The following is a 19,811-nucleotide window of genomic DNA, read 5'->3' on the forward strand; positions in this document are numbered from 1 at the left end:
CTTATTTGGTAAGGATCAGCTTGCCGGCATGGGTTTCGCGCAGCAAATAGCGCTGCCCGTTATGCTCAATCACAACACGGCGCTGTTCACCGAGCAGCGCCTGGCTGGTGATGTGCCGATCGCTGGCGCGAATGTGATCAGGTTTTTCGGGCGGGCTGGCAGGTGTGGCGGGGCTATCCATAGGCAAAATCGCGCTTAACGGTAAATCAACAATGAGAATCATTATCAATAAACTGCACCATGAAGCAAGCGTGTTTCAGGGGGAACGTGCCGATCCCCCCAAAATCTGTAGGTAACACCTGCCTGATCGCAGGTGATCTGGCTTAACCGCGCGTGGCGACGGCGGCGGCCAGTTTCTCCAGCAGCAGCAGGCTGTCATCCCAGCCGAGGCACGGGTCGGTGATCGATTGACCGTAGGTCAGCGGTTGCCCGGCAACGATCTTTTGCGTCCCCTCCTTAAGAAAACTCTCCGCCATCACACCGGCAATGGCGGTTGAACCATTGCGAATTTGCGCGCAGACGTCATCACACACCTCAAGCTGGCGACGATGCTGCTTCTGACAGTTACCGTGGCTGAAGTCGACCACTAACTGCTCAGGCAGATCAAACTCCCGCAGCGTGTCGCCAGCGTTGGCGATATCCTGCGCGTAAAAATTGGGCTGCTTGCCGCCGCGCATAATGATATGGCCCCACGGATTTCCGCTGGTCTGGTAGACGGTCATCAAACCGTTTTTATCCGGTGACAGGAACATGTGGCTGGCACGCGCAGCGCGGATCGCATCTACAGCGATACGGATGTTGCCATCGGTGCCGTTTTTAAAGCCCACCGGGCAGGAGAGCGCAGAGGCCATCTCACGGTGGATCTGGCTTTCGGTGGTGCGTGCGCCGATAGCACCCCAGCTAATCAGGTCGGCAATAAATTGTCCGGTCACCATATCAAGAAACTCGGTGGCGGTCGGTACACCCAGCTCGTTAACCTGCAACAGCAGCCCGCGCGCCAGTTCAATACCGTGATTGACGCGATAGCTGCCGTTGAGATCGGGATCGGAGATCAGCCCCTTCCAGCCGACCACCGTGCGCGGTTTTTCAAAATAGGTGCGCATCACAATCTCTAACTGCGCCTGATGCTGCGTGCGCAGAGCTTGCAGGCGGCGGGCATACTCCATTGCCGCATCCAGGTCGTGAATCGAGCAGGGGCCGATAACCACCAGCAGGCGGCGATCTTCGCCGTTAAGGATTTTTTCAATACGTCGCCGCGAAGCGGTCACATGGGCGGCGACCTCCGGGCTGACAGGGTAGCGCTGCGCCAGCTCGGCCGGCGTCACCAGGCTATCAATACGCGCGGTGCGAAGTTCATCTGTTTTGTTCATTAAGCGTCTCAAAATTAGGGGCTTCAGCGGCAAAGGTGCCGGAAGTGATGCGCTCACCATAAACCAATCGCGGCTGAAAACAAGCCTGGCACAGGGCGCAACACATCAGTAAAACGCATGATAACCCATAATGCATTCATGTACTAGTATGTTAGTACATGCGGCGGCTTAATCCCATAATATCGAGCATTTTGGTGGCAATCTCCTCAACAGAGTAGTTGGTGCTGTTAAGGCAAGGGATCTGGTGGCGGCGGTAAAGCGCTTCCACTTCTGCTACTTCCATACGGCACTGACGTAATGACGCATAGCGGCTGTTTTCACGGCGCTCTTCGCGGATGGCAGCAAGGCGTTCAGGATTAATGGTCAGACCAAAGAGTTTGTGCTGCAACGGCTTAAGCGCCGCAGGCAAACCAAGATTATCCATATCATCCGCAATAAAGGGGTAGTTGGCGGCGCGAATACCAAACTGCATCGCCAGGTAGAGGCTGGTGGGTGTTTTACCGCAGCGGGAGACGCCGAGCAGAATCACCTGCGCCTGATCAAGATTGCGCAACGAAATACCATCATCATGCGCCAGCGTGTAATCAATGGCGGCAATACGCGCGTCATACTTGGTCAAATTTCCCGGCGTCAGGCCATGAGTACGATGGGCAATCGGTGTTGGGTCGAGTTTTAATTCTTGCTGCAACGGGGCCACCAGTGCCTGCACGATATCCTGACAAAACCCCTCGCTTTGCAAAATAATGGCGCGTATTTCCGGTAACACAATCGAGTAGAAGACCAGCGGGCGATTGCCGGTTTGCTGATAGAGCGCATCTATCTGCTCCTTGACTGCGCGGGCGCGGCTCTCGTTTTCAACAAAGGGGAGTGTGATGCTGCTGACGGCAACCGGAAATTGCGACATCACCGCATGGCCTAATACTTCAGCGGTGATAGCGGTTCCATCAGAAATATAAAACACGTGACGATCGACTGCGTTGTCCATTAATCCCATCCTGAATGTGATGCGCAATTATCTGAAAGCTTAAATTAAAAAGCCTGCCACTGCGTATAACCTTTATCTCATTTTAAAATGAAATACGGTTTTTATTTTTAATGAACTGTATGGTTCATTTTAAGCACCCGGAAGAGGCAGGGTAATGAGAATTAACCTGGCCACCATTTATTGATGGGTATCTGTCCGAAAAACCAGAAAGGCTAATTGCTTACACGATTCACCGTTTTTTCAACGCAATTTATTATGCCAGGATAAAAAAACGCTGTAAGACGTTATGTACCCCTTCATATATCACAAAAGGATTGTCTCGATGTCCAACAATGGCTCGTCACCGCTGGTGCTTTGGTATGACCAACTCGGCATGAATGATGTAGACAGAGTTGGAGGCAAAAATGCCTCCCTGGGTGAAATGATTACTAATCTTTCCGGTATGGGCGTCTCCGTACCGAACGGATTTGCGACCACCGCCGACGCGTTTAATCAGTTCCTCGAACAGAGCGGTTTAAATCAGCGTATTTATGAACTGCTTGATAAAACCGACATCGACGACGTCTCCGAACTGGCGAAAGCCGGGACGCAGATTCGCCAGTGGATTGTGGAGACCCCGTTCCCGCCGGCGCTGGAGCAGGCGGTACATGAAGCTTACGCCCAACTCTCCGCGGATGACGCCGAGGCCTCCTTTGCCGTGCGCTCCTCAGCCACCGCAGAAGATATGCCGGACGCCTCGTTTGCCGGTCAGCAAGAGACCTTTCTTAACGTGCAGGGCTACGACGCCGTGCTGGTGGCGATCAAGCATGTCTTCGCCTCGCTCTTTAATGACCGCGCCATCTCCTATCGCGTGCATCAGGGCTACGATCACCGCGGGGTGGCACTCTCTGCGGGCGTTCAGCGCATGGTGCGTTCCGATCTCGCCTCCTCGGGCGTGATGTTCTCCATTGATACCGAATCCGGTTTTGACCAGGTGGTATTTATCACCTCTGCGTTTGGGCTGGGCGAAATGGTGGTGCAGGGCGCGGTCAACCCGGATGAGTTCTATGTGCATAAGCCAACACTGGCCAACGATCGCCCGGCGATTGTGCGCCGTACAATGGGCTCGAAAAAAATCCGCATGGTTTACGCACCGAACCAGGAGCATGGCAAGCAGGTGCAAATCGAGGATGTGCCGCAGGCCGAGCGCGATCGCTTCTCCCTGACCGATGAGGAGGTGCAGGCGCTGGCAAAACAGGCGGTGCAAATTGAGAAACATTATGGCCGCCCGATGGATATCGAATGGGCGAAAGATGGTCATACCGGTAAGCTCTTTATCGTGCAGGCGCGTCCGGAGACCGTACGTTCGCGCGGCCAGGTTATGGAACGCTACACCCTGCATGCGCAGGGCAAAATCATCGCCGAAGGGCGCGCCATCGGTCACCGCATCGGCGCGGGCACGGTGAAAGTGATCCACGATATCAGCGAGATGAACCTGATTGAGCCTGGCGACGTACTGGTTACCGACATGACCGACCCGGACTGGGAGCCGATCATGAAAAAAGCGGCAGCGATTGTCACGAACCGCGGCGGGCGCACCTGCCATGCGGCGATTATCGCCCGCGAGTTGGGCATTCCGGCGGTCGTCGGCTGCGGTGATGCGACCGATCGCATCAAAACCGGCGAAAAAGTGACGGTCTCCTGCGCCGAAGGCGACACCGGCTATGTCTATGCCGAACTGCTCGATTTCAGCGTTAAAAGCTCGAGTGTAGATACCATGCCGGATCTGCCGCTGAAGATCATGATGAACGTCGGCAACCCCGATCGCGCCTTTGACTTTGCCTGCTTGCCTAACGAGGGGGTAGGGCTGGCGCGTCTCGAATTTATTATTAACCGCATGATTGGCGTGCATCCGCGCGCGCTGCTGGAGTTCGACGATCAGGAGCCTAAACTGCAGAGCGAAATCCGCGAAATGATGAAGGGCTTCGATTCGCCGGTTGAGTTCTATATCGGTCGCCTGACGGAAGGGATCGCAACGCTCGGTGCGGCCTTCTGGCCGAAGCGCGTTATCGTGCGCCTCTCCGATTTTAAATCCAACGAATACGCCAATCTGGTGGGCGGCGAGCGCTATGAGCCGGAAGAGGAGAACCCGATGCTCGGCTTCCGTGGCGCGGGCCGCTATGTGGCAGAGAGTTTCCGCGACTGCTTTGCGCTGGAGTGTGAAGCGGTAAAACGCGTGCGCAACGAGATGGGGCTGACCAACGTTGAGATCATGATTCCGTTTGTGCGTACCGTTGAGCAGGCAAAAGCGGTGGTGGACGAGCTGGCGCGTCAGGGGCTGAAGCGCGGCGAGAACGGGCTGAAAATTATTATGATGTGCGAAATCCCGTCGAACGCCCTGCTGGCGGAGCAGTTCCTCGAACACTTCGACGGCTTCTCCATCGGCTCGAACGACATGACCCAGCTGGCGCTCGGTCTCGATCGCGACTCCGGCGTGGTGTCGGAGCTGTTTGATGAGCGTAACGAGGCTGTGAAAGCGCTGCTGTCGATGGCGATCCGCGCGGCGAAAAAGCAGGGTAAATATGTCGGCATCTGCGGTCAGGGGCCATCCGACCATGAGGACTTTGCCGCATGGTTAATGGATGAAGGAATTGACAGCCTCTCACTCAACCCGGATACGGTGGTGCAAACCTGGCTCAGCCTCGCCGAATTGAAAAAATAACGGCGAAAACAAAATCCCCGACATAATGTCGGGGATTTTTTTATTCCAGACGCGAATATGTTGCCGATCACAATAACTAAAAAACGTAAAAAGCCTGGCAATTATTGCAATTGTTCCGATGCTGCCTTCTTCTAATACTTGAGCCTGTAGTGAGCGGTGCGATAAGAAATAACGCACCAGGATGAAATAATTTTTCACCTCACAAGGCTAATAAAAATGACAATTTCCTCTGTCCTGCGCACGAAAGATAAAATAGGCTATGGCCTCGGCGATATGGCAAGCGCCCTGGTGTGGCAAACAGCCACGCTATTTCTCGCCTATTTCTATACCGATGTTTTTGGTTTACCCGCCGCCATTATGGGCACCATGTTTTTAGTCGTTCGCGTAATTGATGCGTTTGTCGATCCCTGTATCGGCGCGCTGGTGGATCGCACGCAAACCCGGCATGGCCGTTTTCGCCCCTGGCTGCTCTGGTTTGCCATTCCCTTCGGCGTCAGCTGCGTCATCACCTTCTACGTGCCGGAAGCGGGTGCCACGGCGAAAATCATCTATGCCTGCGTCACTTATGCCATTCTGAGTTTTATCTACTCTGCGATTAACGTGCCTTACTGCGCTATGCCCGGCGCGCTGACCATGGATCCGCACGAGCGGCACTCGCTGCAATCCTGGCGCTTTGGCCTGTCGTTTATCGGCGGCCTGATTGTCACCGTAATCGCCCTGCCGCTGGTGGCGCACCTCGGCGACGGCAACGTGCAGAAGGGCTACTTCTACGCCATGAGCATGATGGGCGCATTGGGGATTGTGCTCTTCTTTAGCTGTTTCTTTATGACCCGCGAACGCTTTACGCCGCGCAATGACACCTCCGGCTCGATGATAGGCGATCTCAAACTGCTGGCGGCAAATAGCCAGTGGCGTATTGTTTTCCTGTTTAATATTTTGCTGTTGACCGCTGTCGTCACCCGCGGTTCAGCCACCATGTATTACGTCAAATATGTCTTAATGCGCCCGGAGATGGTCTTCACCTTTATTGTCTCCGGCATGATCGCTTCACTCACCGGGGCGCTATTATCGGCGCGTCTACTCGGTAAATTTGATCGCGTGCGCGCTTACCAGTGGACGATTATTACTTTCGTTATCTTTGCCGCGCTGATCTTTATCATTCCGCCATCGCAGGTGTGGCTTATTTTTACCCTCAATATTGTCTTCAGCTTTATTCAGAACCTGACCACGCCGCTGCAGTGGACGATGTTCTCCGACGTGGTGGATTATGAAGAGCACCGCAGCGGACGCCGCCTCGACGGGCTGGTCTTCTCCACCGCGCTGTTTGCCATTAAATTTGGTCTCGCCCTCGGTGGCGCCGTGGTCGGCTGGGTGCTCGGTGCGGTCGACTACATTCCGAACCAGGCCCAGCAGAGCGCGACCGTGCTGACCACCATTAACGCGCTGTTTACCCTGATTCCCTGCCTGTTATTTATCTGCATGGTGCTGCTGCTCACCCGTTACAAACTCAACAGCAGCGTCGCCGACAGCATCGCACAAGATCTTCTGCGCAAGCGCGGTGGCAGCAGCGAAGCCGCCGATGCGCAAACCACCCCGGATCTCAGCAACACAGGAGTGACCCGATGACCGCAATTTATAAAGATGCAAACCGCCCCGTCGCCGAGCGCGTGGCCGATCTCCTTGCCCGCATGACGCCAGAGGAGAAGTTCGCCCAAATGCACGGGCTTTGGCTGGTGCTCTCTGAGGAGGGCGACCACCGCGAGCGGACCGATTTAAGCGATGAATTTGCCGGTGTTAGTGCGCAGGAGGCGCTGGCGGAACGATTGAAGCTGGGCGTTGGGCAAATCACTCGTCCGCTGGGTACGCATATTGTTGAAGCGAAGCAGGGCGTGCGCGCCGCTAACCGGCTGCAAAAAACGCTGATGGAGGAGACGCGCCTCGGCATCCCTGCGCTGTTTCATGAGGAGTGTCTGGTGGGGCTGCTGTGTAAAGATGCCACACTCTTTCCCTCCTCACTCAACTACGGTTCGACGTGGGATCCGGCGCTGATAAAGCGCGCTGCGCAGCATATTGGTGATGAAGCGCGCTCAACCGGCTGTAAACAGGGCCTGGCGCCCGTGCTGGATGTCTCGCGCGACGTCCGTTGGGGGCGCACGGAGGAGACGTTTGGCGAAGATCCATGGCTGGTCGGCGTAATGGCCTGCGCCTATGTCGAAGGGTTGCAGGGCGAGAAGGGCGATATGCTGGCAACGCTCAAGCACTATGTCGGCCACTCGTTCAGCGAAGGGGCGCGCAACCATGCGCCGGTACACCTCGGCTTTTGCGAGCTTAATGACACCTTCCTGCTGCCCTTTGAGATGGCGGTCAAGTGTGCCAATGCCGGATCGGTGATGCCCGCCTATCACGATATCGATAACCAGCCAGGCCATAGCGATAGCTTCCTGCTGACCACCGTGCTGCGCGAGCAGTGGGGCTTTGAGGGGATTATTGTTGCTGATTACGGCGGCGTCAGCCTGCTGCATCAGCATCACGGTGTCACTCATGATGCTGCCGAGTCGGCGGCGCTGGCCTTTAACGCCGGGCTGGATGTTGAGCTGCCAAAAGATGACTGCGCGCGCCATCTGGCGCAGGCAGTAGAACGCGGTTTGATCACCATGGATAAAGTGGATGAGATAGTCGCACGGCTGCTGGCGGTGAAGTTCCGCCTCGGCCTGTTTGAACACCCCTACAGCGACGAGCAGAAGATTGTGCTGCAGTCTGAGGAGACGCGGCAGGTGACGCGTGAAGTTGCGACCCGTTCGCTAACGCTGCTGGAAAATAACGGCGTGCTTCCGCTGAGCGGCTCGCCGTCGGTGGCGGTAGTCGGCCCGACCGCCGACGATCCGCTGGCCTTATTAAGCGGCTACAGCTTCCCGGTACATCTGATTATCAGCGATATGCTGGAGGAGACGTCGCAGGTCACCACACCCCTTGCCGCGCTGCGCCAGACGCTCGGCGAGGGGCAGATCCGTTACGCTAAAGGGTGCCATATCATTGAAAAACGGATGGCGGGTGCGCCAGTCTTTCCGGGTGATGCCTCGGGAAAACCGATGCAGGCGTCGCCGGTATCACACGATACGAGCCTGATCCCTGACGCGGTACGCGCAGCGCAAGAGAGTGAGGTGGTGATTGCCTGCGTGGGCGATCTTGCCGGGCTGTTCCAGAGTGGCACGGTCGGCGAGGGTTCCGATACCGACAGCCTGACGCTACCGGGTGTCCAACAGCAACTGCTGGAAGCGCTGGTTGAAACCGGCAAACCGGTGGTGGTGGTAATGACCGGCGGGCGTCCATATAACCTCCAGGGGCTGGAAACGCGCGTCGCTGCCCTGCTGATGGCGTGGGCTCCGGGACAGGAGGGCGGTTGGGCAATTGCCGATGTGCTCACCGGGCGCGCGGAGCCGCAGGGCAGGCTGGTGGTGAGCGTGCCGAAAAGCGCGGGCGCAATGCCCTATTACTACAACCACAAGCTGAAGAGCGGCGGGACGCCTTTTGCCTTCCACTTTGGCTCACGTTATCCCTTTGGCTATGGTCAGAGCTGGACGCAGTTTACCTACGGCGAGCCAGAGCTGGCAACGACACAGGTTCCCATTGAGGGTGAGATTACGCTGCGCGTGAAGGTAAGCAACACCGGAGCGCGCAGCGGCAGCGATGTCGTACAGCTCTATGTCCGCGATAGGGTGGCTTCGATGGTGCGGCCGGTACAGGAGCTGAAAGCGTTTCAACGCGTGGCGTTAAGCCCTGGCGAGACGGCGACGCTCACCTTTACGCTGCCGGTCGATATGCTCAACTTCACTCGTCGGGATGGGCAACGTATTGTCGAGCCAGGAGAGTTTGAACTGCAGATCGGTGCCTCATCTGCGGATATTCGCGGGCGCGCAACCGTGACGGTAACAGGGCAGACAAAAGTATTGCCGCAACGATGGCGAATGATGAGTAATTGTGAAGTAAGTCGCTAATTTCAGATGAAACCCGCTATGCAAAGCGGGTTTCTTTTTTGTCAGCGATACCACCAAAAAAAGGATAAAAAAAAGCCCATCGTGGGAGATGGGCAAAGACTACACACAGCAATTCGTTGTTTCACTCAGGGGATTTCCATGCTTATAAATCAAGGTGTTGATTTATAACCGTGCTCTTATAGTAGGCATGCAGAATTTTTGCGTCGATCAGATTCGTCTCATTAGTTAAACGCAGGTAAAGAATATATGCTGCAAAAGAGGTGATATACCGGACATTATACAGGGCAAGCGGTTAAGTTGTGGCAAAATGATAAGTAACGCTTAATGATTGTTAAGGCGGGCTACCCCGCCTTTATCGATCAGGCGGGGGGATCTAAATCGTCGACTGTTGCCAGCGCATCCTCTGCGGGCGTCTGCGGCGCGGGCACTTCATTCACCCAGGCGGAGAAGAGGCGCCAGGAGACCGCCAGCAGTACCGGGCCGATAAAGAGCCCAATCATACCAAAGGCGACCAGGCCGCCGATAACCCCGGAGAGGATGAGGATCAGCGGCAGATCGGCACCGAGGCGAATGAGCACCGGGCGGATAAAGTTATCCAGCGTTGCCACCACCGCACTCCACACCAGCAGTACCGTTCCCCACGTCGAGTCGCCGCTCCAGTAGAGCCAAATAATCGCCGGGACCAGCACCAGCAGCGGGCCAATCTGAATCAGGCAGGTCATTAACATCAGCACGGTAAAGAGGGTAGCGTAAGGCACGCCAGAGAGAGCCAGCCCGATGCCACCCAGCACCGCCTGTACCAGCGCCGTCACCACCACGCCGAGCGCAACGGCGCGAATCGCCTGGCCTGCCAGTAGGACCGCGGCGTCGCCGCGCTCAGCTGCCAGCCGATAGGCAAAGTGGCGAATCCCCTGCGCCACCTGCTCACCACGCCAGTAAAGCAGGGCGCTGAATAACAGCATCAGCCCGCAGTGCAGCATCAGGCGACCAATGTGCGCGGCCTGGCCAACAAACCAGGTGGTCGTTGTGCCGACGTAGGGTCGCAGTTTTGCCATAATTGCGCTGCCGCCCATATCGAGCAGGCTGTGCCAGCCCGCATAGAGCTTGGCACCTACCAGCGGAATGCTGTTGAGCCATGCCAGATCCGGTGGCGAGGAGACGCCGCTGGTGACGGCATGAATCACCGTGCCGCTGGAGTCGACAAGACTATTGACCAACAGCGCGACCGGGATAATAAACAGCAGGATCAGCAGCAGCATCATCGCCAGCACCGCCAGCGAGCGGCGGCCGAAGAGTAACCGCTGCAGACGCAGCAGCAGCGGCCAGGTGGCGATCACCACGGTTCCTGCCCAGGCAAAACCGAGAATAAACGGCTGAACAACCCATAAACAGGCGATGATCATAAGGGCTAAAAACAGTACCGACAGCATTAATTGCGGCACATCCCTGGAGTGACGATTTTCAACTTTATCCATTATTCACCTTTCCAGTGCTGAAGGGGCGGTGCGGCAGGTGGGCACCTATTATCATGCACAGCGCTATCCGCTAATTTGCACTGCCTGATTCTGCCTGCAATTCTGCTGAGCGCCTAAGAAAAAAATGTGATACAACGATGAAGGCTTAAAGCAAACGATTAACTTTTAACAACATTAACTGTCAGGCAGGGTCAAGCATAATGATCCCACAGATTTCCCAGGCGCCAGGTGTCGTTCAACTGGTGCTCAATTTTTTGCAAGCACTGGAGCAGCAAGGTTTTACAGGTGATACCGCCACCAGCTATGCCGACCGGCTAACGATGGCGACAGACAACAGTATTTACCAGCTACTTCCCGACGCCGTTCTCTTCCCCCGTTCAACGTCAGACGTTGCCCTGATCACACGCCTCGCCGCCGAAGCGCGTTTTAAAGCGCTGGTCTTTACCCCGCGCGGTGGCGGTACCGGTACCAACGGCCAGGCGCTGAACCAGGGCATCATCGTTGATATGTCCCGCTATATGAACCGCATCATTGAGATCAACCCTGAAGAGGGGTGGGTGCGAGTTGAAGCAGGCGTTATCAAAGATCAGCTTAACCAGTTTCTGAAACCCTACGGGTTCTTCTTCGCGCCAGAGCTCTCTACCAGCAACCGCGCGACCCTTGGCGGCATGATCAACACCGATGCCTCCGGTCAGGGTTCGCTGGTCTACGGTAAAACTTCCGATCACGTACTCGGTCTGCGCGCGGTGCTGCTGGGCGGCGATATCCTCGATACCCAGTCGATGCCGGTTGCGCTGGCCGAAACTCTCGGCAAGGCCAGCACCGCCATCGGGCGTATCTATAAAACGGTGTTCGAGCGCTGTCGCGATAACCGCCAGCTGATTGTCGATAACTTTCCAAAGCTCAATCGCTTTCTCACCGGCTACGACTTGCGCCACGTCTTTAATGATGAGATGACCGAGTTCGATCTGACGCGCGTGTTGACCGGCTCGGAAGGCACGCTGGCCTTTATTACCGAAGCACGGCTTGATATCACCCGCCTGCCGAAAGTGCGGCGGCTGGTGAACATCAAATATGACTCCTTCGATTCTGCGCTGCGTAACGCCCCCTTTATGGTCGAGGCGCGCGCCCTGTCGGTAGAGACCGTCGACTCGAAAGTGCTCAACCTGGCGCGGGAAGATATCGTCTGGCATTCGGTTAAAGAGCTGATCACCGATGTGCCGGATAAAACCCTGCTCGGCCTCAATATCGTCGAGTTTGCCGGGGATGATGAAGCGTTGATCGATGCGCAGGTGGCCTCGCTCTGTCAGCGGCTGGATGAGCTGATGGCGCGCGGTGAAGGCGGCGTCATTGGCTGGCAGCGCTGCGATGAGCTGGCGGCGATTGAGCGTATCTATGCGATGCGCAAAAAAGCGGTCGGCCTGCTGGGCAATGCCAAAGGCGCAGCTAAGCCCATCCCCTTTGCGGAGGACACCTGCGTGCCACCGGAGCACCTGGCCGATTACATTGTCGAGTTTCGCGCACTGCTCGACGGGCACGGGCTGAGCTACGGCATGTTTGGTCATGTCGATGCCGGTGTGCTGCACGTGCGCCCGGCGCTGGATATGTGCGATCCGCAGCAGGAAGTGCTGATGAAGACCATTTCGGATGAGGTAGTGGCGCTGACGGCGAAGTATGGCGGCTTGCTGTGGGGCGAGCACGGGAAAGGTTTCCGTGCCGAGTACAGCCCGGCCTTCTTTGGCGAAGCGTTGTATGGCGAGCTGCGGAAGATCAAAGCGGCGTTTGATCCTGAGAACCGCCTCAATCCGGGGAAAATCTGTCCGCCGGAGGGGCTGGATGCGCCGATGAAGCAGGTTGATGCGGTTAAGCGCGGGACCTTTGACCGCCAAATCCCAACCACCTCGCGCACCGCCTGGCGCGGGGCGATGGAGTGTAACGGTAACGGGTTGTGCTTTAACTTTGATGTCAAAAGCCCGATGTGCCCGTCGATGAAAATCACCGGCAACCGCATACACTCGCCGAAAGGGCGCGCCACGCTGGTGCGCGAATGGCTGCGCCTGCTGGCTGACCGGGGTATCGATCCGCTGAAGCTTGAAAGAGAGCTGCCGGAAAAACGTGCCTCGCTGCGCACCCTGATTGAGCGCACCCGCAATAGCTGGCACGCCAGCCGCGGCGAGTATGACTTCTCCCACGAGGTGAAGGAGGCGATGTCCGGCTGCCTGGCCTGTAAAGCCTGTTCAACCCAGTGCCCGATCAAGATTGATGTCCCGGAGTTCCGCTCCCGTTTCCTGCAAATCTATCACGGTCGCTATCTGCGCCCATTGCGCGATCATCTGGTGGCGACCGTCGAAAGCTATGCGCCGCTGATGGCGCGCGCGCCGAAAACCTTCAACTTCTTTATGAGCCAGTCGTGGGTGCGAAACCTGTCGGCGAAGCATATCGGCATGGTCGATCTGCCGTTACTCTCTGTGCCGTCGTTACAGCGGCAGATGGTTGGTCATCACTCCGCCAATATGACGCTGGAGCAGCTCGAAGCACTTGATGAAGAGCAGCGGGCGAAAACGGTGCTGGTGGTGCAGGATCCCTTCACCAGCTACTACGACGCGCAGGTGGTGGCGGATTTTGTCCGCCTGGTCGAACGGTTAGGCTTCCGCCCGGTGGTGCTGCCCTTTTCGCCAAACGGTAAAGCGCAGCACATCAAGGGCTTCCTTACGCGCTTTGCGAAAACGGCGCAGCGGACCGCGGATTTCCTCAACCGTGTTGCGGAGCTGGGGATGCCGATGGTTGGCGTCGATCCGGCGCTGGTGCTCTGTTATCGCGATGAGTACAAGCTGGCGCTGGCGGATAAACGCGGCGACTTCCATGTGCAACTGGTCCATGAGTGGCTGCCGGCGGTGCTCGATAAGGTTGAGCCACGTGCCGTGAGCGGCGAGCCCTGGTATCTTTTCGGCCACTGTACCGAAGTGACCGCTTTACCCGGCGCGCCTGCGCAGTGGGCGGCCATCTTCGCGCGTTTCGGCGCGCTGCTGGAAAATGTCAGTGTCGGCTGCTGCGGCATGGCCGGCACCTATGGTCATGAAGTGAAGAACCACGCCAATTCGCTCGGTATTTATGAGTTGTCGTGGCATCAGGCGATGCAGCGTCTCCCGCGCAACCGCTGTCTGGCGACGGGCTACTCCTGCCGCAGCCAGGTGAAGCGTATCGAAGGAAACGGTGTGCGCCATCCGTTGCAGGCTCTGCTGGAGATGGTGTGATGATCTGGAAGCGCGCGGTGACGCTGGAAGCGCTCAATACCATGGGCGAAGGCAATATGGTGGGCCTGCTGGATATCCGTTTCGAGCGCATCAGCGACGATACGCTCGAAGCCTCGATGCCCGTCGATGAGCGCACGCATCAGCCCTTTGGCCTGCTGCACGGCGGCGCGTCGGTGGTGCTGGCGGAGACCCTCGGCTCGGTGGCGGGTTATCTCTGCACGGAAGGGGAGCAAAAAGTGGTCGGGCTGGAGGTCAACGCCAACCACCTACGCTCGGTGCGCTGTGGCCGGGTGCGCGGTCTCTGTAAGGCGCTGCATACCGGTGGCCGCCATCAGGTGTGGCAGATCGATATCTTCGATGAGCAGGCGCGTCTCTGCTGCTCTTCACGGTTGACCACCGCCGTCGTGTAAGGCATTTCGGCGAGTAACCGCCGAAAATCTTCACGATTTATTCACTATTCTTAAGCTAATGGGTTTGCACTCCGTGCTATATTGCGCGCTACGGGATGTAACGCTTGCGCTCTGAAGCAAGCGAATGGCTGTAACGCGTAATGACCTGATGAAGTTTTTCATTGTCTCTTTAAGCGCTACTGGATACAGGCTTGAAGGATTGATGAATGACGGCATTTAAATTGGCTTTTCTACACCCCCGTTACTGGCTCACCTGGGCTGGTTTAGGGGTTCTCTGGTTGCTGGTGCAACTTCCTTATCCTCTTCTTTCGCGTCTTGGCTCCGGTCTGGGACGGCAATCACGCCGCTTCCTCAAACGCCGCGAGAAGATCGCAAAGCGTAATCTCGAACTCTGCTTCCCTGATATGAGCGACGAGATACGCGAAACCCTTATCGCCAAAAATTTTGTCTCGCTGGGCATGGGTCTGATTGAGACCGGCATGGCCTGGTTCTGGTCGGATAAACGCGTGCGCCGCTGGTTTGACGTTGACGGTTATCAACACTTACAGGCCGCTCAGGCCAGCCGGCAGGGTGTGATGGTTGTCGGTGTGCATTTTATGTCGCTGGAGCTGGGTGGCCGCGTGATGGGGCTCTGTCAGCCGATGATGGCAACCTATCGCCCGCATAACAGCCCGGTGATGGAGTGGGTGCAAACCCGCGGACGCATGCGGTCTAATAAATCCATGATCGATCGCCGCAACCTGAAAGGGCTGGTGCAAGCGCTCAAGCAGGGCGAAGCCGTCTGGTTTGCTCCGGATCAGGATTATGGGCGTAAAGGCAGCAGCTTCGCGCCGTTCTTCTCGGTGAAAGATGCGGCAACCACTAACGGCACTTTTGTGCTCTCCCGCCTCTCCGGCGCGAAAATGTTGACCGTGACGATGGTGCGCAAAGAGGATAGCTCCGGCTACTCGCTGCACATCGGGCAGGCGCTGAATGATTATCCTGCGCATAACGAGTTTGCCGCAGCCAGCTATATGAACCGGGTCATTGAGCGTGAAATCCTGCGTGCGCCGGAACAATATTTATGGATCCACCGGCGTTTCAAAACGCGCCCGCTCGGCGAGCCTTCGCTTTACAGCTAATCTTAATTAACGCCCCTTCAGGGGCGTTTTGCCGTTTAACACTATGGGAGAGATTATGATCAGGGTTATTGCCGCAGGGTGCATCGCACTTTTCTCTGCCTGCTCATGGTCAGCCGGCATCACGCTGCTCTGCGATGAGTATAGCGTTGAAGTGGAGCCCAACGGACTTACAGTAAACGGGCGTCACTACAGCGATCCGCGTGAGAAACCTTATAAGATCGGCAATCAATACACCGGGCGTTCGCTCTTTTACAGCGATAAGCAGGATCAGAATACCGAAACAAACTGGGTTGCGATCCACGTCATCACGCAGTTGGGAACGGGGACAAAAGCCTTTTTCTTTTCCGATAAAAACCATACCGATGAGAAGGCGATTCTCTGTAGCCAGGATAAAGAAACACCGTCACCGTAAGGCGTGGGCAGGGTGTTAACTGCCAAGGTTTTCCAGTAACTGCAACTGTGAAAGGGTCAGGGCACGCGGTAACGCATAGCCTTTGACAGCAGGAAAGAGACTTCGCCATTCCCTGTCTCGACTCTGCAGAAGGTGCTCTGCACGATTCTGTAGACCCAGCATAAAACCGTACGATTTAATCTCGCGCAAAAAGGGCAGGCTCTGCTGAAGCTCCGCTTGCGTGATCTGCTCATCGAAAGCAATTTCGATACGCTCCGTCGCAACACCATTGCTCGTACAGAGATGATAAAGCGTGGCGAGATAATCGGTATCGTTCATGCGCTGCGGCGGAAGAGTAAAAGAGAAACAGAGCGTCTCTTTTTTCTTTGCCAGCTGGCAGAGTGACGTAAAAACAAAATCGGCCACGCACGGTGGCTGCGCACAGGTTATCTCTACCGGACGTGGGAGGGTGGGCTGTTCGCTGTATTCAAAAAATCGCGCACTCGCCTGGTAACAAATAATATTTTTACCCGCCAGATCGGTTACGGGCAGAAATTCTGCGGTTACGAGAAGTTTCTTATCAGAAATATCGACTATTATTGATCTCATTTCCCTAGTTAAGCTCCCTACTCAAAAGAACAGGACTTTTCCAATATACAAGTTTGTAATTTTACCTACGCAATCATCACATTTGAAAATTGTTTTAAGTGATCGATCTGTCACTGTTTGATAGCCTTTGGCTATTGCTATCACAAAACCGATCGCTTAAATCTATACAAGCAGTTAGCGTTATCATCCTGATATTTCTTTTAACGGCATATTATTATCTGTTGGTTTGTTTTGGGTTTTTCTTATCCTCTTGTTATCGCTGATAAAAGATGAAAAATTTATTTGTATACTCTCTGAAAAAATCACCACGAAATCCCTTTGCGATGATGGCAGCTGGCTTTTTTATTATCTTTTAAAAGCATTTATTGTTTAAACCTGAGCTAACCGCCGCTAATAAAACAGCAGCAGAGGAAAAATAGAGCGGGCGCATCTGAAGAAAAAACGCGCCCGGGAGAAAAAACGGCGATTAAGTATGACGAGTTAAAAAATCGATAATCAGCCGGGTGACAAATTCAGGGTTTTCTCTGTTGCTAATGTGGGCGGCATGGGGAATAAGGCTAAATTCACAACCTAATTTCTCCGCCATTAATTGGCCCTCCAGCGGCGGACGCGGTAAATCCAGTTCTCCGGTAGCGATCTGCACCGGGCAGGTCATTTTCTCCAGTATTGTCATGCGATCGGGGCGACCAAAGATAAGTTTGCCAAGCGGAACGATGCTGCCGCGCAGCTGTTCTGCATTCAGGGCACCAAGCCGGGCGGTAAGAGCCTGCACGTCAGCCGGGTCAGCATGACAGGAGTAGAACTGCGAAACGACATACTCCAGCAGGGGCGCGGGAAGGGTGCCTGCGGCGTCGATAGCGTTAAGCATCGCGAAATACTTTTCACGTGCTTCATCCGTCTCATTGCCGACAAAAGTGTCGATAAGCATCAGCGCTTTAACCCGCTGCGGTGCCATTGCGGCGAGTTCAGCGCCCCACATCCCACCTACCGATAATCCGACAACTGCAAACTCCTCAATGCCGAGTGCGTCCATAATCTGTAAATGATCGGCGGCGAGATCGGCCATGGTGCTTCTTCCTGCGGGCAGGGCGGGCGATTCGCCGTGACCCCAAAGGTCAGGCACGATGAGGCGAAACTGCTTAGCGAGTGCGGTCATCTGCGGTGACCACATGGTTTTATCAAACAAATAGCTGTGGCCAAGAAGGAGGGGATAGCCGCTACCGCTATCAATGTATGAGAGGCTCGATGGTGTCTGCATCACTCTTTTCCTTATATGAGCGCCCATAGCAATGGGCACAGTAAAAGTGTGCTCATCATATAAAAGATCGATCCCGTCTGGAGCCTGCAAAATCCTATTCTTCGCCCGGGAGCGATCTTTAAGCCCCTCCTATAATAAAAATAGGCATTTCCTATACATTTTTTGCGCTTTTGCCGATTTAAGGCGTTACGCTTGCTAAAACCATTATTTATCAATTTATTAATCAGTTCTTCACCGCCTTCTACACCTTTTCAACAGGGTCTATGCTTAATAGAGACGCTTTAAAAAGGGCCGCAAGGAGAATAACCCTGCGGTCAGGAGGTTGAAGTGAGAATTATTATCACTAACATAGCGTTATGCTCTTCAGCTCAGATGAAGTGAGGTAACACGATGGAATCATTTAACCCCGACGATTTTGCATGGCGCGGTCTCACCATGACCCCAGCTGCCGCAGATCATATCCGTGCACTCACGGAAAAAGAGGCAGGCCTTCTCGGCGTACGGCTTGGCATTAAGCAGACCGGCTGCGCAGGCTTTGGTTATGTGCTCGACACTGTAAGCGAGCCGAACGACGACGACCTGCTGTACGAATCTGATGGCGCTCGCCTCTATGTCCCTTTACAGGCCATGCCCTTTATCGATGGCACCGAAGTGGACTACGTGCGTGAAGGCTTGAACCAGATCTTCAAATTTAATAACCCGAAAGCGCAGCACGAGTGCGGCTGCGGCGAAAGCTTTGGGGTATAGGCGGTACTATGTCTCGTAATACTGAAGCAACTGACGATGTCAAAATCTGGACCGGCAATATCAATTATAAAGAGGGCTTTTTCACCCGGTTAAGCACGGATGAGCTGGCGAAAGGCATCAACGAAGAGGTCGTGCGCGCCATTTCAGCGAAGCGTAACGAGCCTGAGTGGATGCTGGAGTTTCGCCTGAATGCGTTTCACGCCTGGCTGGAGATGGAGGAGCCGCACTGGTTAAAAGCCCATTACGACAAGCTTAATTACCAGGATTACAGCTACTACTCTGCGCCCTCCTGCGGCAACTGCGATGACGCCTGCGCCTCGCAGCCCGGCGCGGTGCAGCAAACCAACGCCAATGCGTGGCTAACCGAAGAGGTCGAAGAGGCTTTTAACCAGCTCGGCGTGCCGGTGCGTGAAGGCAAAGAGGTGGCGGTTGACGCCATTTTTGACTCGGTCTCCGTGGCCACCACCTATCGCGAAAAGCTCTCTGAGCAGGGGATTATCTTCTGCTCCTTTGGCGAGGCGATCCACGATCATCCGGAGCTGGTGCAGAAGTACCTCGGTACCGTGGTGCCTTCGAATGATAACTTCTTTGCCGCGCTGAATGCGGCCGTCGCCTCTGATGGCACGTTTATCTACATTCCGAAAGGGGTGCGCTGCCCGATGGAGCTGTCGACCTATTTCCGCATCAACGCGGAGAAGACCGGCCAGTTCGAACGCACCATTCTGGTGGCGGATGAGAGCAGCTACGTCAGCTATATCGAAGGCTGCTCTGCGCCAGTACGCGACAGCTACCAGCTGCATGCGGCGGTGGTGGAAGTGATCATCCATAAAGATGCGGAGGTGAAGTACTCCACGGTGCAGAACTGGTTCCCGGGCGATAACAACACCGGCGGGATCTTAAACTTCGTCACCAAGCGTGCGTTGTGCGAAGGCGAGAACAGCAAAATGTCGTGGACCCAGTCGGAGACCGGTTCGGCGATCACCTGGAAGTACCCGAGCTGTATCCTGCGCGGTGACAACTCGATTGGCGAGTTTTTCTCGGTGGCGCTCACCAGCGGGCATCAGCAGGCGGATACCGGCACCAAGATGATCCACATCGGTAAGAACACCAAATCGACGATTATCTCGAAAGGGATTTCGGCCGGACACAGCCAGAACAGCTACCGCGGGCTGGTGAAAATCATGCCGACGGCGACCAATGCGCGAAACTTCACCCAGTGTGACTCAATGCTGATTGGCCCCGATTGTGGCGCGCACACCTTCCCGTATGTCGAGTGCCGTAACAACAGCGCGCAGCTGGAGCATGAAGCGACTACCTCGCGCATAGGCGAAGACCAGCTCTTTTACTGTCTGCAGCGCGGCATCAGCGAAGATGACGCCATCTCCATGATTGTTAACGGCTTCTGTAAAGATGTCTTCTCCGAGCTGCCGCTGGAATTTGCGGTCGAAGCGCAAAAACTGCTGGCAATTAGCCTTGAACACAGCGTCGGTTAAGA

The 19,811-nt window shown here is 55.5% G+C and carries 15 protein-coding genes and 1 other RNA gene; 9 read left to right on the plus strand and 7 right to left on the minus strand.

Going from position 1 to position 19,811, the window contains the following annotated elements; genetic code table 11:
* Position 1: 1 nt before the first annotated feature.
* The 3 genes from hemP to HF650_RS10330 all read right to left on the minus strand — a co-directional run bounded on the left by hemP (position 2) and on the right by HF650_RS10330 (position 2,355).
* Positions 2-229 (minus strand): hemin uptake protein HemP, encoded by a 228-nt coding sequence (gene hemP / locus HF650_RS10320; RefSeq protein ID WP_187802275.1) that lies wholly within the window; start codon positions 227-229, stop codon positions 2-4.
* A 94-nt stretch (positions 230-323) separates the two neighbouring features.
* The gene (gene aroH / locus HF650_RS10325) at positions 324-1,370 is read right to left on the minus strand and encodes a 3-deoxy-7-phosphoheptulonate synthase AroH (protein WP_187802276.1); all 1,047 of its coding nucleotides are present in this window, start codon (positions 1,368-1,370) and stop codon (positions 324-326) included.
* Positions 1,371-1,521: 151 nt separating this feature from the next.
* Positions 1,522-2,355: a pyruvate, water dikinase regulatory protein gene (locus HF650_RS10330; RefSeq protein ID WP_187802277.1), complete on the minus strand. Its 834-nt coding sequence runs from the start codon at positions 2,353-2,355 to the stop codon at positions 1,522-1,524.
* A gap of 322 nt (positions 2,356-2,677) precedes the next feature.
* Between HF650_RS10330 and ppsA the strand changes: the two genes are divergently transcribed.
* The 3 genes from ppsA to HF650_RS10345 all read left to right on the plus strand — a co-directional run bounded on the left by ppsA (position 2,678) and on the right by HF650_RS10345 (position 9,051).
* Positions 2,678-5,056 (plus strand): phosphoenolpyruvate synthase, encoded by a 2,379-nt coding sequence (gene ppsA / locus HF650_RS10335; RefSeq protein ID WP_187802278.1) that lies wholly within the window; start codon positions 2,678-2,680, stop codon positions 5,054-5,056.
* 216 nt (positions 5,057-5,272) lie between these two features.
* Positions 5,273-6,682 carry an MFS transporter gene (locus HF650_RS10340; protein WP_187802279.1) on the plus strand — a complete coding sequence of 470 codons (1,410 nt, stop codon included), beginning with the start codon at positions 5,273-5,275 and terminating at the stop codon, positions 6,680-6,682.
* On the plus strand, positions 6,679-9,051 hold the full coding sequence (locus HF650_RS10345) for a glycoside hydrolase family 3 N-terminal domain-containing protein (RefSeq protein WP_187802280.1): 2,373 nt from the start codon (positions 6,679-6,681) through the stop codon (positions 9,049-9,051). Before HF650_RS10340 ends, HF650_RS10345 begins: the two co-directional genes overlap by 4 nt.
* Before the next feature lie 64 nt (positions 9,052-9,115).
* Here HF650_RS10345 and rprA read toward each other — a convergent pair.
* An RNA gene (gene rprA / locus HF650_RS10350) (antisense sRNA RprA) lies at positions 9,116-9,223 on the minus strand.
* Between the two features lie 187 nt (positions 9,224-9,410).
* Positions 9,411-10,526, minus strand: a complete 1,116-nt coding sequence (gene ydiK, locus HF650_RS10355) for an AI-2E family transporter YdiK (RefSeq protein WP_187802281.1) — start codon at positions 10,524-10,526, stop codon at positions 9,411-9,413.
* Positions 10,527-10,726: 200 nt separating this feature from the next.
* On the opposite strand from ydiK, the gene HF650_RS10360 reads away from it, so the two are divergent.
* The 4 genes from HF650_RS10360 (at position 10,727) to HF650_RS10375 (ending at position 15,723) form a co-directional block, all read left to right on the plus strand.
* Entirely contained in the window at positions 10,727-13,780 is a 3,054-nt protein-coding gene (locus HF650_RS10360; RefSeq protein WP_187802282.1) for an FAD-binding and (Fe-S)-binding domain-containing protein, read from the plus strand.
* Positions 13,780-14,190: a 1,4-dihydroxy-2-naphthoyl-CoA hydrolase gene (gene menI, locus HF650_RS10365; RefSeq protein WP_187802656.1), complete on the plus strand. Its 411-nt coding sequence runs from the start codon at positions 13,780-13,782 to the stop codon at positions 14,188-14,190. The genes HF650_RS10360 and menI overlap by 1 nt, the downstream gene beginning before the upstream one ends.
* Before the next feature lie 206 nt (positions 14,191-14,396).
* Positions 14,397-15,311 carry a kdo(2)-lipid IV(A) palmitoleoyltransferase gene (gene lpxP / locus HF650_RS10370; RefSeq protein ID WP_187802283.1) on the plus strand — a complete coding sequence of 305 codons (915 nt, stop codon included), beginning with the start codon at positions 14,397-14,399 and terminating at the stop codon, positions 15,309-15,311.
* 55 nt (positions 15,312-15,366) lie between these two features.
* A complete protein-coding gene (locus HF650_RS10375) occupies positions 15,367-15,723 on the plus strand; it encodes a hypothetical protein (protein ID WP_223284298.1) in 357 nt (118 codons plus the stop codon).
* A 15-nt stretch (positions 15,724-15,738) separates the two neighbouring features.
* Here the strand turns inward: HF650_RS10375 and HF650_RS10380 are convergent, their stop codons facing one another.
* Together HF650_RS10380 and HF650_RS10385 are read right to left on the minus strand one after the other, a co-directional pair.
* Positions 15,739-16,311 carry a hypothetical protein gene (locus HF650_RS10380; protein WP_187802284.1) on the minus strand — a complete coding sequence of 191 codons (573 nt, stop codon included), beginning with the start codon at positions 16,309-16,311 and terminating at the stop codon, positions 15,739-15,741.
* A gap of 466 nt (positions 16,312-16,777) precedes the next feature.
* Entirely contained in the window at positions 16,778-17,569 is a 792-nt protein-coding gene (locus HF650_RS10385; RefSeq protein ID WP_187802285.1) for an alpha/beta hydrolase, read from the minus strand.
* Positions 17,570-17,959: 390 nt separating this feature from the next.
* Here HF650_RS10385 and sufA point away from each other — a divergent pair, with 390 nt between their 5' ends.
* Together sufA and sufB are read left to right on the plus strand one after the other, a co-directional pair.
* Positions 17,960-18,316 (plus strand): Fe-S cluster assembly scaffold SufA, encoded by a 357-nt coding sequence (sufA, locus tag HF650_RS10390; protein WP_187802286.1) that lies wholly within the window; start codon positions 17,960-17,962, stop codon positions 18,314-18,316.
* A gap of 8 nt (positions 18,317-18,324) precedes the next feature.
* Positions 18,325-19,809 (plus strand): Fe-S cluster assembly protein SufB, encoded by a 1,485-nt coding sequence (gene sufB, locus HF650_RS10395; RefSeq protein WP_187802287.1) that lies wholly within the window; start codon positions 18,325-18,327, stop codon positions 19,807-19,809.
* Positions 19,810-19,811 lie beyond the last annotated feature (2 nt).

Origin of the sequence: Kosakonia sp. SMBL-WEM22 (genome assembly GCF_014490785.1) — a bacterium.
GTDB lineage: Bacteria > Pseudomonadota > Gammaproteobacteria > Enterobacterales > Enterobacteriaceae > Kosakonia.

Coding starts and splice junctions, on each gene's coding strand:
- aroH (WP_187802276.1), bottom strand. CDS start 1,370: ATGAACAAAACAGATGAACTTCGCACCGCGCGTATTGATAGCCTGGTG.
- HF650_RS10330 (WP_187802277.1), bottom strand. CDS start 2,355: ATGGACAACGCAGTCGATCGTCACGTGTTTTATATTTCTGATGGAACC.
- ppsA (WP_187802278.1), top strand. CDS start 2,678: ATGTCCAACAATGGCTCGTCACCGCTGGTGCTTTGGTATGACCAACTC.
- HF650_RS10340 (WP_187802279.1), top strand. CDS start 5,273: ATGACAATTTCCTCTGTCCTGCGCACGAAAGATAAAATAGGCTATGGC.
- HF650_RS10345 (WP_187802280.1), top strand. CDS start 6,679: ATGACCGCAATTTATAAAGATGCAAACCGCCCCGTCGCCGAGCGCGTG.
- ydiK (WP_187802281.1), bottom strand. CDS start 10,526: ATGGATAAAGTTGAAAATCGTCACTCCAGGGATGTGCCGCAATTAATG.
- HF650_RS10360 (WP_187802282.1), top strand. CDS start 10,727: ATGATCCCACAGATTTCCCAGGCGCCAGGTGTCGTTCAACTGGTGCTC.
- menI (WP_187802656.1), top strand. CDS start 13,780: ATGATCTGGAAGCGCGCGGTGACGCTGGAAGCGCTCAATACCATGGGC.
- lpxP (WP_187802283.1), top strand. CDS start 14,397: ATGACGGCATTTAAATTGGCTTTTCTACACCCCCGTTACTGGCTCACC.
- HF650_RS10375 (WP_223284298.1), top strand. CDS start 15,367: ATGATCAGGGTTATTGCCGCAGGGTGCATCGCACTTTTCTCTGCCTGC.
- HF650_RS10380 (WP_187802284.1), bottom strand. CDS start 16,311: ATGAGATCAATAATAGTCGATATTTCTGATAAGAAACTTCTCGTAACC.
- HF650_RS10385 (WP_187802285.1), bottom strand. CDS start 17,569: ATGCAGACACCATCGAGCCTCTCATACATTGATAGCGGTAGCGGCTAT.
- sufA (WP_187802286.1), top strand. CDS start 17,960: ATGGAATCATTTAACCCCGACGATTTTGCATGGCGCGGTCTCACCATG.
- sufB (WP_187802287.1), top strand. CDS start 18,325: ATGTCTCGTAATACTGAAGCAACTGACGATGTCAAAATCTGGACCGGC.